Below are 14,894 nucleotides of genomic sequence, written 5' to 3' on the forward strand. Positions count from 1 at the left end.
GTTAGCACACTTTTTCCATGAACACGGGTCACCTGGCTAGCAAGAACTGGAATTTCAAATCCATCATCATCTGTTACTGCAATTGTATCTTCATCAATAATTCGAGTTATTATTCCTTCTCTTCGTTCATTTACAAATCGAACAAATTCACCTAATTTATATTTCATAATTATTGCATTTATATAGTGAGTGCAAATCTATTAAAATTAGCTGCCTTTAAATCTTATTTCAATTTTGGCTAAATAAACGTTATTGCTTGGTACCTTTGATTAATAAATAAAATATTTTATGAATCCAGACCCACTTCATGGTAAAACCTTAGAATCGATTCTAACATATTTAGTTGATTTATATGGATGGGAACAACTTAGTTCCATTATTAGAATTAATTGTTTTATAGACAATCCGAGTATTAACTCAAGCTTAAAATTTTTAAGAAAAACTGATTGGGCTCGTAAAAAGGTGGAAGAGTTGTATATAAAGACCATAAAAAGTCAACCAAATTAAGCCAAATATTGTTCTATTATATTTTTTTCTGCCTCTAATTGCCTTAAAATAATGATATTTGAACAACCAAATTATTAATCATGAATAATATAAAATTATTTTTACCTGCTTTGTTATTGTTTTTTGTTGCTTGTAATCAGGTTGAGCAAAAAAATGAAGAAACAACAAAAAATGATTCTACTAGCGTTTCTAAACCTGTAGATATTGAGCTGAAAGATGCTAATACCGACTTAGCTTATGATCAATATTTAAAATTGAAAGATGTACTTGTTTTATCTGATTCAACTCAGACTCAAAGTGCTGCAAAAGATCTTGCAAGTACACTTGCTAAAATTACGGGTACTGAAAATATTACTAAAATGGCCACAGATATGGCCTCAGAAGTATCTCTATCTAAACAAAGAATTATATTTACTACACTTAGTACTGAATTGATTACTATGTTTAAAAAAGCAGAAATTACATCAGGAAGCATGTTTGTTCAGTATTGTCCGATGGCAAATGAAGGAGAAGGTGGATACTGGCTTGCCTCTGAAACTGAGATAAGAAATCCTTATTATGGAGATGAAATGCTCAATTGCGGTGAAGTTAAAGAAGCTATTGAAAAAAAATAATTTCTCAAAGTAATTTTTAAATTCTAGTTTTTAGCATTCATTTTTGATTTTCTTTTCAATAAATGAACAATTATCATTTTTTAACAGAAATATTGCAAATCATTTTATTAAAAATAGCTCAAAAATGAGCTTATTTATTAGTTTTGTGTTATAACCATTTTATAATATTATGTCGGAATTAGCATCCTTAAAAATAGGAGAAAAAACATACGAACTGCCAATTATAACCGGTACTGAGGGCGAAAAAGCCATTGATATTTCAAAATTACGAGATGTAAGTGGTTTTATTACCCTCGATTCTGGTTATAAAAATACAGGCGCAACAAAAAGTGCAATCACCTATTTAGATGGTGAGGAAGGAATATTAAAATATAGAGGTTACGGCATCGAGGAATTGGCTGAGAAATCAACTTTTCTTGAAGTGGCTTATTTATTGATTTATGGAAATCTTCCTGATCAAACTAAGTTAAATGCTTTTCAGTCTGATATTTCCAGACATACGCTGATTCATGAGGATATGAAGAAGTTTTTTGATGGTTTCCCATCAAAATCGCATCCTATGGGTCAGTTATCCTCCCTAATTTGCTCACTATCATCATTTTATCCTGAATCTTTAAATTCTAAGCAAACTGCAGAAGAGCAAAATTTAACGATTATAAAGCTTCTTGCAAAGATGACTACCGTTGTTTCTTGGATATACAAGAAATCTTTGGGTCATCCAATAATCTATCCTCAGAATAACCTTGATTATGTAAGTAATTTCTTAAACATGACTTTCGGGCAGCGTACTGAAGTGATAGAAATTGATCCGGTTATCGTTAAAGCTATGAATGTATTGTTTATACTACATGCAGATCATGAACAGAATTGCTCAACCTCAACGGTTCGTATCGTAGGATCATCAGAGTGCAATTTATATGCTTCAATTTCAGCGGGTATTTCTGCCTTATGGGGTCCATTACATGGTGGCGCTAATCAGGCTGTTATTGAAATGCTTGAGTCAATTAAGAATGATGGTGGTGATACGGATAAATGGATAAACAAAGCAAAGGATAAAAATGATAGTTTCCGATTAATGGGATTCGGTCATCGTGTGTATAAGAATTTTGATCCACGAGCTAAAATCATAAAAAAAGCTTGTGATGATATCCTTGAAAAATTAGGTATTAACGATCCTGTTTTAGAAATAGCTAAGAAACTTGAGGAAGCAGCGCTTAATGATCCTTATTTTGTGGAACGTAAGCTTTATCCAAACGTTGACTTCTATTCGGGTATTATTTATCGTGCCCTTGGATTCCCAACAGATATGTTTACTGTACTTTTTGCCCTTGGTCGTTTACCGGGTTGGATCGCTCAGTGGAAGGAAATGCGTGAAAATAAGGAGCCAATTGGCAGACCGCGACAAATTTTTACTGGAGAGGTTGTTCGCGAATATGTAGAATTAGCGAAACGCTAGTGTGATAACAAAAAAATCCGGTGAAATTAATTTCACCGGATTTTTTTTGTGTTAAATATTTTAGAAAATAGTACAATTTACATTAATATCCCAGCAATCGTTGCTGATAAGTAGGATGCAAGAGTACCACAAATTAATGCTCTCATACCTAATTTAGCCAGGTCTGTTCTTCTTTCTGGAGAAAGCTCTCCAATTCCGCCAACTTGAATGGCAATTGAACTAAAATTAGCAAAGCCGCACAATGCGAAACTGGTGATAACGATTGTTTTTTGATCAAGCGTTTCTTTGATTTTTACTAAGTCAAGGTAGGCTACAAACTCATTGATAACCATTTTGGTGCCCATTAAAGAACCTGCAACTTGAATATCTTTCCCGGGTACTCCCATTGCATAAGCGAATATTGAGAATAGAGTGCCTAATATTTGATTTAGACTTAATGTTTGTAGGTTAATGCCAATAAATGAAAGCGACATTCCTAAACTACTTAAACCAAGTCCAATTTTACCTAAAACAAAATCCACTAAAGCGATAATAGCAATAAATCCAATTAGCATGGCTACCACATTTAAACCAACTTTTAAGCCATCGCTTGCACCATGAGAAATAGCATCTACTAAGTTTGCGTTTGTTTTTTTAATTTCAAGTGATACTCTTCCCTTAGTCTCTGAAATTTCAGTCTCGGGCCAAACTATTTTAGAAATAACAAGGGCAGCCGGAGCGGCCATCAAACTAGCAGCAATTAAATATTCGGCTGGAACACCCATAGCAATGTAAACAGCCATTACGCCACCGGCAATACAAGCCATACTTCCGGTCATTGATGCCAAAAGCTCAGACATGGTCATCCCTTTTAAATAAGGCTTAATCATTATTTGAGCCTCCACCTGACCCACAAAGGCACTCGCAACATTAGATAAGGCTTCAGACCCAGAAACGCCCATAAGCTTATAAACAATCATTGCTATGAATTTTACAATTCTCTGCATGATTCCAAGATAATATGCAACACTAACTAAAACCGCCACAAATATAATTGTGGGGATAATGTTGAAGAAAAAGATAAACTCATTTCCAGCTCCAAAAGCTTTTCCCATATTGACGGAATTAACCAATGGGCCAAAGACAAATTCAGCTCCTTTTTGGGAAAAATTCAGGATTTTAGTAACTGCAGATCCTAACCATGAGAAAATTGCTTTTCCTACCGGAACTTTAAGAATGAAAATTGCTAGGGATAATTGAATGGCTATTCCTGAAAATACCAATCTGTAATTAATCGCTTTCCTATTATTAGACATTAAAAAGGCGATACCAAAAATTAAAACAACGCCAATAAGACCGGTAAATCTTTCCATAGAATCTATAAAACTGAATTAATCGCGAAATTTAGGAATAAGATTTATAAATAATGATTTAATTCGAAAATTCATGAAGATTTCCGTCTAGAAAGTTCATCGCGAATATTTGCAGCCTTTTCATAAGCTTCTTCTGCAAGTGCATCTTTAAGCTTATTTTTTAATTCATCTTCAGAAAGTGAACTATAGTTTAAAGTAGTGCTTGCTACCTTCTCTTCTTTTGGTGCGTCAATATTTTCAAGAAATACAAACTCATTTCCTTCAATAACAATACCTGCACTTGCTAAAATAAATTCATATGTATAGATAGGACAATTAAATCGCACGGATAATGCAATTGCATCCGATGTTCTAGCATCAATTTCGCTAGTTTTTTTACCATCTGAACAAACTAGTTTGGCATAAAATATTCCATCAACTAAATTGTAAATAATTACTTCTTGTATATTTAAGTGATAATTTTCAGCTAATGATTTAAAAAGATCATGAGTTAATGGCCTGCTAGGAGTCATTTTTTCAATTTCAATTGCAATGGCTTGTGCCTCAAAACTCCCTATTATTATAGGTAATCTTCTGCGCCCATTCACTTCGCCCAAAACTAATGCATAAGCACCAGATTGTGTCTGACTATAGGATAAGCCTACAATATCTAGTTTAATCTTTTTCATAAAAAAAAGCCTAAAGGATTAGGAATTAAAATCAAAAAATGAATTTAAGAATGTGCTTTATAAGCTTTTACTGCCTCTATTAATTTAGGAACTACATCAAATGCATCCCCAACAATACCATAATCAGCCACTTTAAAAAATGGCGCCTCAGAATCCTTATTAATTACTACAATAGTTTTGGATGAACTTACACCAGCAAGGTGTTGAATGGCACCAGAAATTCCAATTGCGATGTACAAATTCGGACTTACCGCTATACCAGTCTGACCAACGTGTTCCTCATGAGGTCTCCAGCCTGCATCAGAAATAGGTTTTGAACATGCTGTTGCCGCACCAAGTAATTTGGCGAGTTCTTCAATCATAGCCCAATTTTCAGGGCCTTTCATGCCACGTCCAGCTGAAACGACTAATTCTGCATCTGGCAGAGCTATTTTATCACTTGCTCTAACTATTTCAGATACCATGGTGCGAAAATCTGATTCCTTCAATGCTGGAACAAAATTTTCAACTATTGCACTCTCATTACTTTCATTAATTTGAAAAGAGTTTGGATTTAAGGCAATTACCTTAATTGCGGATGTTAATTCGATTGTTGCAAAGGCTTTCCCTGAAAAGGCAGATCTTTTTATTGTAAATATATTATTATCAGTTTTAGGAAGCTCAACAGCGCCATCTGCTAATCCTGCGCTCAATTTTACCGCAATACGTGGAGAAAGCCCTTTGCCAGTAAATGAATTAGATAAAATTACAACACTAGCATCCTCTTTATTTGTTGCTTCAGCGATAATTGAAGCATAAGCTTGGTTAACAAAGCTTTTCAATTGATCACTACTAACGTTTAGTACTTTTTTGGCGCCATAATTACCAAGTTTACTCAAGTCACTAGGATTAACTTCCCCAATGGAAATGGCAATTAATTCTGTATTTAACTGTTTTGACACAGCAGCGGCATATGAAACTACTTCAAATGTGGATTTTTTAAACTTACCACCTGTATTCTCAACGTATACTAAAACTGACATATTAATTAGTTTAGCCCTTTAAAGGGATTTAAATTCGATGATATATTGATTAAATAACTTTTGCTTCTGAATGCAATAGATTAACAAGTTTTTCAGCTTCGTTATCTGAAAGCATTGTTACAGATCCTCTAGGAGCTGGAACAGAGTAGGAAGTGTATTTTATTAATTGATCCACTGCTACCGCCTCTAAAACCTCTAGTGCTTTTGTTCTAGCAGACATTATACCACGCATATTCGGTATTTTAGATTCTGCTACACCCTCAGCACAACTTGCAACAAATGGGAATGAAACACTTAAAATCTCTTTACCACCTTCAATTTCACGAACAATATTTGCGTGATCATCATCAATATCAAGTTTTTTAATTATTGAAATGGATGGGATGTCTAATAATTCGCCAAGCATTGCTGCTATTTGTGAACCGTTATAGTCAATTGATTCACGGCCAGTTAGGATTATATCAAATCCCTTATCTTTAGCATAGTGTGCTATTTGATTGGAAACAAAATATGCGTCACGAGCTGTTGAATTAATACGAACTGCATCGTCTGCACCAATAGCCAATGCTTTTCTAATTGTTGGCTCAGCGCTAATTTCTCCAACATGAATTACTGTTACTGTTCCTTTGCCGTTTTCAGCTAATTCAATAGCCCTCGCCAAAGCGATTTCATCATAGGGGTTTAATATATATTGAACACCCGCTGCATTGAATTGTGTATTATCACTGCTAAAACTTATTTTTGCTGTTGTATCGGGAACATTACTGACACAAACTAATATTTTCATATAGATTTCTCTTTTTACAAATCTACTTAAAAAAGATATAAAAATGTATCAAATACGTATACAAAAGCTTTTAGATTTTCTTAAAAATGAACCTAATGATCCATTTTTAAAATATGCCTTAGCAACCGAATATTTGAGTCAGAATGATTTAGATAAATCTCTTTTCTATTTTGAGGATTTATTATCTAAACACCCTGATTATGTGGGTACTTATTATCATGTAGGTAAATTATATGAGCAGCTAAATAGAAAATCTGAAGCTCTACTTTCTTATCAAAAAGGAATGCAAATAGCTAGAAAATCTGGTGATAATCATGCTTTTTCGGAATTGCAAGCAGTTTACAATTTAGCTGCAGGTTTAGATTATGAAGACGATTAAAGATGATTTGGACCAAACGTCAATTATTATTTACTTATGATGTGATTTGGTTTACATTAACTGCTTTTGGCGGAGCTCAGGCGCATTTGGGCATGATGTTAAAAAATTTTGTTAAAAAAAGGCAATATATTTCTGAAACAGAATTGCTTGAGCTTAATGCTTTAACACAAATACTTCCTGGACCATCCTCTACACAAACCTTAATTGGTATAGCCTTTAAGGTTGGCGGATTACCAATGGCAATAATCACCTTTTTTATTTGGATAATTCCTTCAACTGCCTTAATGTGTTTAGCGGTTCTCAGCTACACATTTTTAGGTCAGAAAGAAAAATTTGAAAAAGTATTAGAATATATCCAGCCTATAGCTATTGGTATTGTTGGTTTTGCTGCATTTTCTTTTGCACGTTCTGTTTTAAAATCTCAAACCGCTATTTGGCTTGCAATAGGCTCTTTAATTGCGACTTTGATTTTAAGAAATGCCTATGCTTTCCCAATTCTAATTTTAATCGGTGGAATTGTTTCATCCACCATAGAAACCGCTGCCGAAGAGAATAATCTTAGGTTTAAGCTATTTTCTAATATAAATCCTCGTAAAATAAGCTATTTTATTGGTGTCCTTTTGTTTTTTGCTGCTCTAGGTGCTTTGATCAATCGAACTTCTCCTTTTAGTTTACCCATTCGTTTATTTGAGAATTTTTATAGGAATGGAATTATGATTTTTGGTGGTGGTCAAGTGTTGGTTCCATTTATGTATACTGAGTTTGTGGAGATGAAAGGCTATTTGGACTCCAATCAATTTTTGACTGGTTATGCTTTTCAGCAAGCTTTACCTGGTCCGACATTTTCCTTTACCGCATTTGTTGGTGGAATGACCTTAAGAAATGCTGATTATAATGTCTACGGACAAATTATGGGGGGTTTAATTGCTGTTTTTGGGATTAATTTACCGGGAATAATATTAATTCTATTTATAGTCCCATTTTGGAATGATTTGAAGAAGATTACTCGAATAAAAAACTCATTATCTGGCATTAATGCGGTATCTGTAGGTTTTATGATTGCAGCATTTTTTCTACTTTTAAAACCAGTAGGCACAGATTTTCTTTCAATTGGAATAGTAATTATTACTTTTCTATTGCTTCAGTTTACCAAGGTAAAAACCCCTTTAATAATACTATTAGGAGCTATTTTAGGGTTTTTTATCTGATAAATCGAGTATTTTTGCCTCTAAAAAAGTTGTTCATCATCCATATCATCCATTCTTGAAGGACGAATAATGAAGTTATTGGGTTTTTCGAAATCGTCAGATGGTGAAATTCCTGCAAATGGATTAGGTTTACTTCCAGATGGACTACTGAAATCTTCTTCTAAATCAACGAACTTCACAAATTTACCTATAAACCGGAGAGGAACGGTGCCTGTTTCTCCATTTCTATGCTTGGCAATAATAACTTCACCGATTCCTATGGTTGAGCGACCTTCTTCGTCTTCTGTTAATCCATAATATTCAGGTCGGTAAAGGAACAATACCATATCTGCATCTTGTTCAATTGATCCAGACTCCCTTAAATCGGATAGCATTGGCTTTTTACTTCCACCTGGGCGGTTTTCTACTGCACGACTCAGTTGAGAGAGTGCAATAACAGGTACATTTAATTCTTTTGCTACTGATTTTAACGCTCTTGAAATACTGCCAATCTCCTGTTCACGATTGCCACTTTTACCATCGCTTTTACCATGCATCAATTGGAGGTAGTCGATAATGATCATTTGAATGTCGTACTGAGCCTTCAAGCGTCTGCATTTTGCTCTAAATTCAAAAATATTTAATGCTGGTGTATCGTCAATAAATAGAGGTGCTTCAGTTAATTTTCCGATTTTGGAATGTAGTTGCTGCCATTCCCATTCAGCTAAATGACCTTTTCTTATTTTTTCTTGTTCAATTTCTGTTTCACCCGAGATTAAACGATTGACAAGCTGAACGGATGACATCTCCAAAGAAAAGAACACCACAGGCTTATTAAATTGCACTGCCGCATTTCGTGCACAACTCAATACAAAAGCGGTTTTACCCATGGCAGGTCTTGCAGCAATTATCACCAGATCAGATGGCTGCCAACCAGAGGTAATTCTATCAAGTGCGGTAAATCCAGAGGCTACACCTGTTAAACCGTCAACCTTATCCTTTATTTTTTCAAGATTTTCTAATGATTCACGAATAATCTCATCCATTTTTCTGGAGTCTCTTCGTAAATTATTTTGTGCTATATCAAATAAATTCTTCTCTGCATGATCAAGTAAATCAAAAATATCTGTGGTATCCTCATAAGATTTACTGATAATTTCTGTAGAAATTCGAATCAGTTCCCTTTGGATGAACTTTTGTGAAATAATTCGAGCATGGTATTCAATATTGGCTGCCGATGACACTCGGTTGGTAAGCTCGGTTATGTAATAGGCACCACCTATCATTTCTAAATCGCCCTGCTGACGAAGTTGAGCTGTAACTGTTAGGATATCAATTGGAGACGATTTTTGGAAAAGAAATTGAATAGCTTCGAAAATCTTTTGATGGCTATCCTTGTAAAATACAGCAGGATTTAAAATATCAATTACTGCTGATAATGCATCTTTTTCAAGCATTAGAGCACCCAGAACCGCTTCTTCAAGATCTAAAGCTTGTGGCGGCAATTTCCCTAAACCACTAGCCATTGTGCTTAACTTATTTCTACGGTCAGCAGAAAATGTACCCTTCGTGCTTTTATTGTATTCCTGTTCCTGATCTAAACTCATAACAACAAAAGTATATAAAAATTAGAGCAGTAAAGTTTAAGTTTTTCACACTCAAATTTTGAATTATTTATTTGGTGTTAATATGAAAATATAAATCAAGTATGTTATTAACATAAAAACAAAAAAAAATGTTGATATCTTATAAAATCATATTCAAATTATCACAATCGTAATGTTAATAAGTTTTTATCATGTTAATAAACTATCATCTTGTACATTATAAAACTACTATCTTCTACTAAAAGGGAAATTATATTTACCTTCACCAAATAATATTAGCAAAAATGAACAGTAGCCCTTTTAAAAGAAAACGTGAGTATGAAGTTCATGAATCAAACCAAATGGTTTTTGGAATTCGTGCCATTATTGAGGCTATTAAAAGTGGTAAAGAAATTGAGAATTTATTTTTGCAAAGAGGGCTAACTGGAGGTATAATACTTGAGTTACGTACGCTATTAAAAGATCAAGAAATTGGATTTCAACTAGTTCCTATTGAAAAACTTAATCGCTTAACGACTAAAAATCATCAAGGTGCTGTTGCCTTTATCTCTCCAATAAGCTACGACAAAATTGAAAACATCATACCCCTTATTTATGAAAGGGGCGAGGTGCCTTTGGTTTTAATTTTAGATGGTATTACGGATGTTCGTAATTTTGGAGCAATTGCTAGGACTGCCGAATGCGCTGGTGTACATGCCATTATAGTTCCTGCAAAAGGATCTGCACAAATTAATCCAGATGCTATTAAAACCTCTGCAGGTGCACTTTACAAAATCCCTGTTTGCCGTCATGAAAGTCTGCTGAAGACCGCTAAATTTCTTCAAGAATCTGGATTACAATTAGTTGCATGTACAGAAAAAACCAACGACTTTCTATATCAACCAGATTATACCGTTCCAACAGCTATTATCATGGGTTCTGAAGAAACTGGTATTTCAACTGATTTAATTCGTGTTTCAGATCACCTTGCCAAAATTCCAATGTTTGGAGAAATCGAATCATTAAACGTGTCAGTTTCTGCTGGTGTTTTATTGTATGAAGCCATCAGACAAAAGCTTGCTGCTAAATAAATTCAGTTCCGAATCTCTGTTTAACATCAGCAACAATTTGCTTAATTTCTTGTTCCTTATCTCTGGGACAGATTAAGATGGTGTTGTTTTCTTCCACTACAATAAAATCGTGTAGGCCTTGCAGGACAAGTAGTTTATCTTTTGAAACATTAACCATACAATTAGAAGAATCGTACATTATTACTTTTTCTGAAGGAATTACAGCATTTCCAACATAATCTTTTTCTGATATATCATAAATTGATGCCCAGGTACCAAGATCTGACCAACCGAATTCAGCTGGTAAAACATAAACATTATCAGCTTTTTCCATGATTCCATAATCTATAGAAATATTGGTACATTGTGAAAATGCTGATTGTACAAAATCTGCCTCTTTTTCGCTGTTGTAAACTAATTCACCTTCTTTAAAAATATCATTTATTTCAGGCAGATGTATTTCGAATGAATTTAGAATGTTCTTTACCGACCAAACAAAAATTCCTGCATTCCACAGGAAATCACCACTTTGAACGAATGTTTTGGCAATTTCGAGGTTAGGTTTTTCAGTAAATGTCTTTACTTTAAAGAAATCCTCTCCGATTTTTGAAGTATTATACTGAATGTAACCATATCCTGTGTCAGGTCTTGATGGTTTTATTCCTAGGGTAATTAAACAGTCGTTTTCAATTGCCGTATCTAATGATAATTTAATGCAGCGTGTAAATTCATCCGAATCAATTATTAAATGGTCTGATGGAGAAACTACAATCGCAGCATCTGGATTAATTTTGCGAATTTTATGACTTCCATAGGCAATGCAAGGGGCTGTATTGCGCATAATAGGCTCAGCAAGTATTTGTGATTGATCGATACCTGGAAGCTGCTCCATCACAAGATTCACATAATTTTCATTCGTTAAAATGAAAATATTTTCTTTAGGAACGATTTTTAAAAAACGATCGAAAGTTTGCTGAATTAGTGTTTTGCCTGTCCCCAAAATATCAATAAATTGTTTTGGGTGTGAAGTGCGACTCAAAGGCCAGAATCTACTGCCAATACCACCTGCCATTATTAGGACGTAATGATTTTTCATAGTTGTTTTAAATATTAAATTATCCCTTCGTTTAAAAGATCATGAAGGTGAATGAATCCCTCAAACTTGTTTTCTGAACCTACAAGAATTTGGGTAATATTATTAACGCGAAGAATTTCAAGTGCGTTGACGGCAAGTTCGTTCTTATCGATATATTTTGGAGATTTTGTCATGATGTTTGCAGCTGTTAAACCATCAATACTTGTATTATTGTTTAACATCCTACGGATATCACCATCGGTAATAATTCCACTTAGTTTCCCATCATCTACAACAGCTACAGCTCCAAGTCTGTTTCTGGTAATTTCTATGATAACCTCTTTTACGGTAGCTGATGAATTAACAGAGGGCTTCTCGTTTTGTGAAGCTAAAGTTTCAACTGTTAAGTATAATCGCTTTCCTAAGGATCCTCCAGGATGATATTTAGCGAAATCTGAACTGCTAAACTCGCGGCATTCAAGTAAACAAACTGCCAAAGCGTCACCCATAGCCAATTGTGCAGTGGTACTAGTGGTTGGAGCTAGGTTATGAGGGCATGCTTCCATTTCTACTGATGTATCAAGCAGCCAGTTGGCCTCTTTTGCTAAAAAAGAGTTTTTATCGCCTGCCATTGCGACAAGTTTATTTCCACCTTGTTTCAATAATGGCACTAATACCTTAATTTCGGGTGTATTGCCGCTTTTTGAAATACAGATAACTAAATCATTTTGCTGAATCATGCCTAAATCACCATGAATGGCATCTGCAGCATGCATAAATATTGCTGGAGTGCCTGTGGAATTAAAGGTTGCGACAATTTTTTGGGCAATTATTGCACTTTTTCCTATCCCTGTTAGTATAACACGTGCTTTTAGGTACAAAATTTGATGTACTATTTCTGAAAAATCATCGTTCAATTGTGTTGAAATTCGATTTATGCCTTCCGCTTCAATTTGCAGCGTCTTTCGTGCTATTTCTAATATTTCAATTTTGCTTTTCAAATGATTTTTTTTAATAAATTGATATTTAACCGCAAAAATATGTTATTTTGAATATTATTATGACCTATTTTCAATTTTTTCCAGCTAAATAATGGAAATAAACAAATCGTTATTCGATAATTTACAGAATTTTTTTGGCTTTGATAACTTTAAAGGTGATCAGGAAGCCATTATTACTAGTATACTGCAAAGGAAAGATACCTTTGTAATTATGCCAACAGGTGGAGGAAAATCCATTTGTTATCAGTTGCCTGCACTTATGAGTGAGGGCACTGCCATAGTTATTTCACCATTGATTGCTTTAATGAAAAATCAAGTGGATCAATTAAGGGCTTTTGGTGGTACAGATAGTATTGCACATTTTTTAAACTCATCTCTCAATAAATCTGAAATTACTAAAGTTAAGGAAGATGTAACAAGTGGTGAGACTAAGTTACTTTATGTTGCTCCTGAATCTTTAACTAAGCAAGAAAATATTGACTTTTTAAGAGGGATATTAATTTCCTTTGTTGCTGTTGATGAAGCCCATTGTATTTCGGAATGGGGACATGATTTTAGACCTGAATATCGTAGAATTAGGCAGGTAATTGATAATATTGGTGATAATATTCCAATTATTGCCCTCACTGCAACCGCAACGCCAAAAGTTCAACAGGATATACAAAAAAACTTGCAGATGAATAATGCAGTTCTTTTTAAATCATCCTTCAACCGGCCTAATTTATTTTATGAAGTTAGAGCTAAGCGTAATGTAATTAAGGAAATTGTTAGGTATGCTAAGCTAAATTCAGGAAAATCAGGAATAGTTTATTGTTTGAGTCGTAAAAAGGTGGAGGAAGTAGCTGAAGCATTAAAACTCAATGGAATTAAAGCATTGCCGTATCATGCCGGACTAGATCCTAAAACGCGTGCAGAAACTCAGGATAATTTCTTGATGGAAGATGTAGATGTTATTGTAGCTACGATCGCTTTTGGTATGGGAATAGATAAGCCGGATGTTCGATATGTTATTCATCATGATATTCCAAAGAGTATGGAAGGCTATTACCAAGAGACAGGTCGCTCTGGTCGTGATGGTGGTGAGGGAATATGTGTGGCTTTCTATTCACAAAAAGATATTGAAAAACTTACCAAGTTCATGAAGGATAAACCTGTTTCCGAAAGAGAAATAGGTACGCAGATTTTAAAAGAGGTTATTGATTATGCAGAATCATCTGTATGTAGGCGAAAACAAATCCTTCATTATTTTGGTGAAAATTTTAACGAAACAGGATGTGATAATATGTGCGATAATTGTCGCCATCCTAAAAAATATTTTGATGCTGAAGCCCCACTTTTAAAAGTATTGACACTTATAAGGGATCTTGGAGAAAAGTTTGACGATCTGTATATGATCAACATAATGATGGGAGTTGAAACTTCCCAAATTAGTTCTTATGAGCATAGTAAGCTGCCTGTTTTTGGTTCTGGTAAAGAAGATGGAGAAATCCTTTGGAAGTCTTTAATGCGTCAAATGCTTCTTAATAATTATGTATTCAAGGATATTGATAATTATGGTCTTTTAAAACTTACAAAATCGGGAATTGCATTTATTGAAAACCCTCATTCAATTAAATTTATTCTTAATTATTTAATGGATGTGGCTGAAGATGAAGTTGAAGAATCTCAACAACAAAGTGGAACTTTAGATACCCAGTTGCTCCAAATGTTGAAGGATTTGAGGAAAAAAATTGCCAAGCAAAAAAGCTTGCCTCCTTTTGTGATTTTTCAAGATCCTTCGCTTGATGAAATGTGTACTCACTATCCTGTTTCTCTTGATGAACTTAAACAAATTCAAGGTGTAGGCTCTGGAAAAGCAATGAAATTTGGTCAGTCCTTCATCGACCTAATTAAAAAATATGTTGATGAAAATGATATTGATCGTCCTGTAGATTTAATCATTAAAACTGCTGCAAATAAATCAGCTTTAAAGGTTTCTATTATTCAAAATATTGACCGACAAATTTCATTGGAGGATATTGCCTCTGCGAAAGGAATTTCATTTGATGAAATCTTAAAGGAGCTTGAAACCATTGTTAATTCTGGTACAAAGCTTAATCTCAATTATTATATCGATGAAGTAATTGAGGATGATAGGCAGGAAGAAGTATTCGATTACTTTAAATCGACTGAAACTGATTCTATTGAAGA

Annotated in this window: 14 protein-coding genes; 7 read left to right on the forward strand and 7 right to left on the reverse strand. The window is 34.2% G+C overall.

The window, feature by feature from the left end; genetic code table 11:
* Nucleotides 1-288: 288 nt before the first annotated feature.
* The 3 genes from ACILQF_RS04200 (at nt 289) to ACILQF_RS04210 (ending at nt 2,577) form a co-directional block, all read left to right on the forward strand.
* On the forward strand, nt 289-507 hold the full coding sequence (locus ACILQF_RS04200) for a VF530 family DNA-binding protein (RefSeq protein WP_395626158.1): 219 nt from the start codon (nt 289-291) through the stop codon (nt 505-507).
* An 80-nt stretch (nt 508-587) separates the two neighbouring features.
* Nucleotides 588-1,121, forward strand: a complete 534-nt coding sequence (locus ACILQF_RS04205) for a DUF3347 domain-containing protein (protein ID WP_395626159.1) — start codon at nt 588-590, stop codon at nt 1,119-1,121.
* Between the two features lie 169 nt (nt 1,122-1,290).
* Nucleotides 1,291-2,577 carry a citrate synthase gene (locus ACILQF_RS04210; protein ID WP_395626160.1) on the forward strand — a complete coding sequence of 429 codons (1,287 nt, stop codon included), beginning with the start codon at nt 1,291-1,293 and terminating at the stop codon, nt 2,575-2,577.
* A gap of 77 nt (nt 2,578-2,654) precedes the next feature.
* Here the strand turns inward: ACILQF_RS04210 and ACILQF_RS04215 are convergent, their stop codons facing one another.
* From ACILQF_RS04215 to ACILQF_RS04230, 4 genes are all read right to left on the reverse strand, one after another.
* The gene (locus tag ACILQF_RS04215; RefSeq protein ID WP_395626161.1) at nt 2,655-3,929 is read right to left on the reverse strand and encodes a NupC/NupG family nucleoside CNT transporter; all 1,275 of its coding nucleotides are present in this window, start codon (nt 3,927-3,929) and stop codon (nt 2,655-2,657) included.
* A 71-nt stretch (nt 3,930-4,000) separates the two neighbouring features.
* Nucleotides 4,001-4,597, reverse strand: coding sequence for a bifunctional nuclease domain-containing protein (locus ACILQF_RS04220; RefSeq protein WP_395626162.1), 597 nt, complete (start codon nt 4,595-4,597; stop codon nt 4,001-4,003).
* 44 nt (nt 4,598-4,641) lie between these two features.
* On the reverse strand, nt 4,642-5,619 hold the full coding sequence (locus tag ACILQF_RS04225) for an electron transfer flavoprotein subunit alpha/FixB family protein (RefSeq protein ID WP_395626163.1): 978 nt from the start codon (nt 5,617-5,619) through the stop codon (nt 4,642-4,644).
* A gap of 49 nt (nt 5,620-5,668) precedes the next feature.
* The gene (locus ACILQF_RS04230) at nt 5,669-6,406 is read right to left on the reverse strand and encodes an electron transfer flavoprotein subunit beta/FixA family protein (RefSeq protein WP_395626164.1); all 738 of its coding nucleotides are present in this window, start codon (nt 6,404-6,406) and stop codon (nt 5,669-5,671) included.
* Between the two features lie 43 nt (nt 6,407-6,449).
* Between ACILQF_RS04230 and ACILQF_RS04235 the strand changes: the two genes are divergently transcribed.
* The gene (locus tag ACILQF_RS04235; RefSeq protein ID WP_395626165.1) at nt 6,450-6,785 is read left to right on the forward strand and encodes a heme biosynthesis protein HemY; all 336 of its coding nucleotides are present in this window, start codon (nt 6,450-6,452) and stop codon (nt 6,783-6,785) included.
* Between the two features lie 2 nt (nt 6,786-6,787).
* Nucleotides 6,788-7,993, forward strand: coding sequence for a chromate efflux transporter (gene chrA / locus ACILQF_RS04240; RefSeq protein ID WP_395626166.1), 1,206 nt, complete (start codon nt 6,788-6,790; stop codon nt 7,991-7,993).
* A gap of 20 nt (nt 7,994-8,013) precedes the next feature.
* On the opposite strand, the gene dnaB is transcribed toward chrA, so the two are convergent.
* Complete coding sequence (gene dnaB / locus ACILQF_RS04245; protein ID WP_395626167.1) at nt 8,014-9,579, reverse strand: replicative DNA helicase; 1,566 nt, start codon at nt 9,577-9,579, stop codon at nt 8,014-8,016.
* Nucleotides 9,580-9,863: 284 nt separating this feature from the next.
* Here dnaB and rlmB point away from each other — a divergent pair, with 284 nt between their 5' ends.
* Entirely contained in the window at nt 9,864-10,649 is a 786-nt protein-coding gene (gene rlmB / locus ACILQF_RS04250; RefSeq protein WP_395626168.1) for a 23S rRNA (guanosine(2251)-2'-O)-methyltransferase RlmB, read from the forward strand.
* Here rlmB and ACILQF_RS04255 read toward each other — a convergent pair.
* Together ACILQF_RS04255 and ACILQF_RS04260 are read right to left on the reverse strand one after the other, a co-directional pair.
* Nucleotides 10,642-11,724 carry a mannose-1-phosphate guanylyltransferase gene (locus ACILQF_RS04255; protein ID WP_395626169.1) on the reverse strand — a complete coding sequence of 361 codons (1,083 nt, stop codon included), beginning with the start codon at nt 11,722-11,724 and terminating at the stop codon, nt 10,642-10,644. The genes rlmB and ACILQF_RS04255 overlap by 8 nt on opposite strands.
* Before the next feature lie 14 nt (nt 11,725-11,738).
* A complete protein-coding gene (locus tag ACILQF_RS04260; protein ID WP_395626170.1) occupies nt 11,739-12,704 on the reverse strand; it encodes an SIS domain-containing protein in 966 nt (321 codons plus the stop codon).
* A 91-nt stretch (nt 12,705-12,795) separates the two neighbouring features.
* Here ACILQF_RS04260 and recQ point away from each other — a divergent pair.
* Nucleotides 12,796-14,894 (forward strand): DNA helicase RecQ (gene recQ / locus ACILQF_RS04265; protein ID WP_395626171.1); only part of this gene is annotated, 2,099 nt, incomplete at its 3' end.

The organism is Daejeonella sp. (genome assembly GCF_044232565.1).
In the GTDB taxonomy this organism is placed as follows: Bacteria; Bacteroidota; Bacteroidia; order Sphingobacteriales; family Sphingobacteriaceae; genus Daejeonella.

What these genes read in the sequence shown, in the direction of transcription:
- ACILQF_RS04200 (WP_395626158.1), top strand. Translation starts at nt 289, where the DNA reads ATGAATCCAGACCCACTTCATGGTAAAACCTTAGAATCGATTCTAACA.
- ACILQF_RS04220 (WP_395626162.1), bottom strand. Translation starts at nt 4,597, where the DNA reads ATGAAAAAGATTAAACTAGATATTGTAGGCTTATCCTATAGTCAGACA.
- rlmB (WP_395626168.1), top strand. Translation starts at nt 9,864, where the DNA reads ATGAACAGTAGCCCTTTTAAAAGAAAACGTGAGTATGAAGTTCATGAA.
- ACILQF_RS04235 (WP_395626165.1), top strand. Translation starts at nt 6,450, where the DNA reads ATGTATCAAATACGTATACAAAAGCTTTTAGATTTTCTTAAAAATGAA.
- dnaB (WP_395626167.1), bottom strand. Translation starts at nt 9,579, where the DNA reads ATGAGTTTAGATCAGGAACAGGAATACAATAAAAGCACGAAGGGTACA.
- chrA (WP_395626166.1), top strand. Translation starts at nt 6,788, where the DNA reads ATGATTTGGACCAAACGTCAATTATTATTTACTTATGATGTGATTTGG.
- ACILQF_RS04225 (WP_395626163.1), bottom strand. Translation starts at nt 5,619, where the DNA reads ATGTCAGTTTTAGTATACGTTGAGAATACAGGTGGTAAGTTTAAAAAA.
- ACILQF_RS04210 (WP_395626160.1), top strand. Translation starts at nt 1,291, where the DNA reads ATGTCGGAATTAGCATCCTTAAAAATAGGAGAAAAAACATACGAACTG.
- ACILQF_RS04215 (WP_395626161.1), bottom strand. Translation starts at nt 3,929, where the DNA reads ATGGAAAGATTTACCGGTCTTATTGGCGTTGTTTTAATTTTTGGTATC.
- ACILQF_RS04230 (WP_395626164.1), bottom strand. Translation starts at nt 6,406, where the DNA reads ATGAAAATATTAGTTTGTGTCAGTAATGTTCCCGATACAACAGCAAAA.
- ACILQF_RS04205 (WP_395626159.1), top strand. Translation starts at nt 588, where the DNA reads ATGAATAATATAAAATTATTTTTACCTGCTTTGTTATTGTTTTTTGTT.
- ACILQF_RS04255 (WP_395626169.1), bottom strand. Translation starts at nt 11,724, where the DNA reads ATGAAAAATCATTACGTCCTAATAATGGCAGGTGGTATTGGCAGTAGA.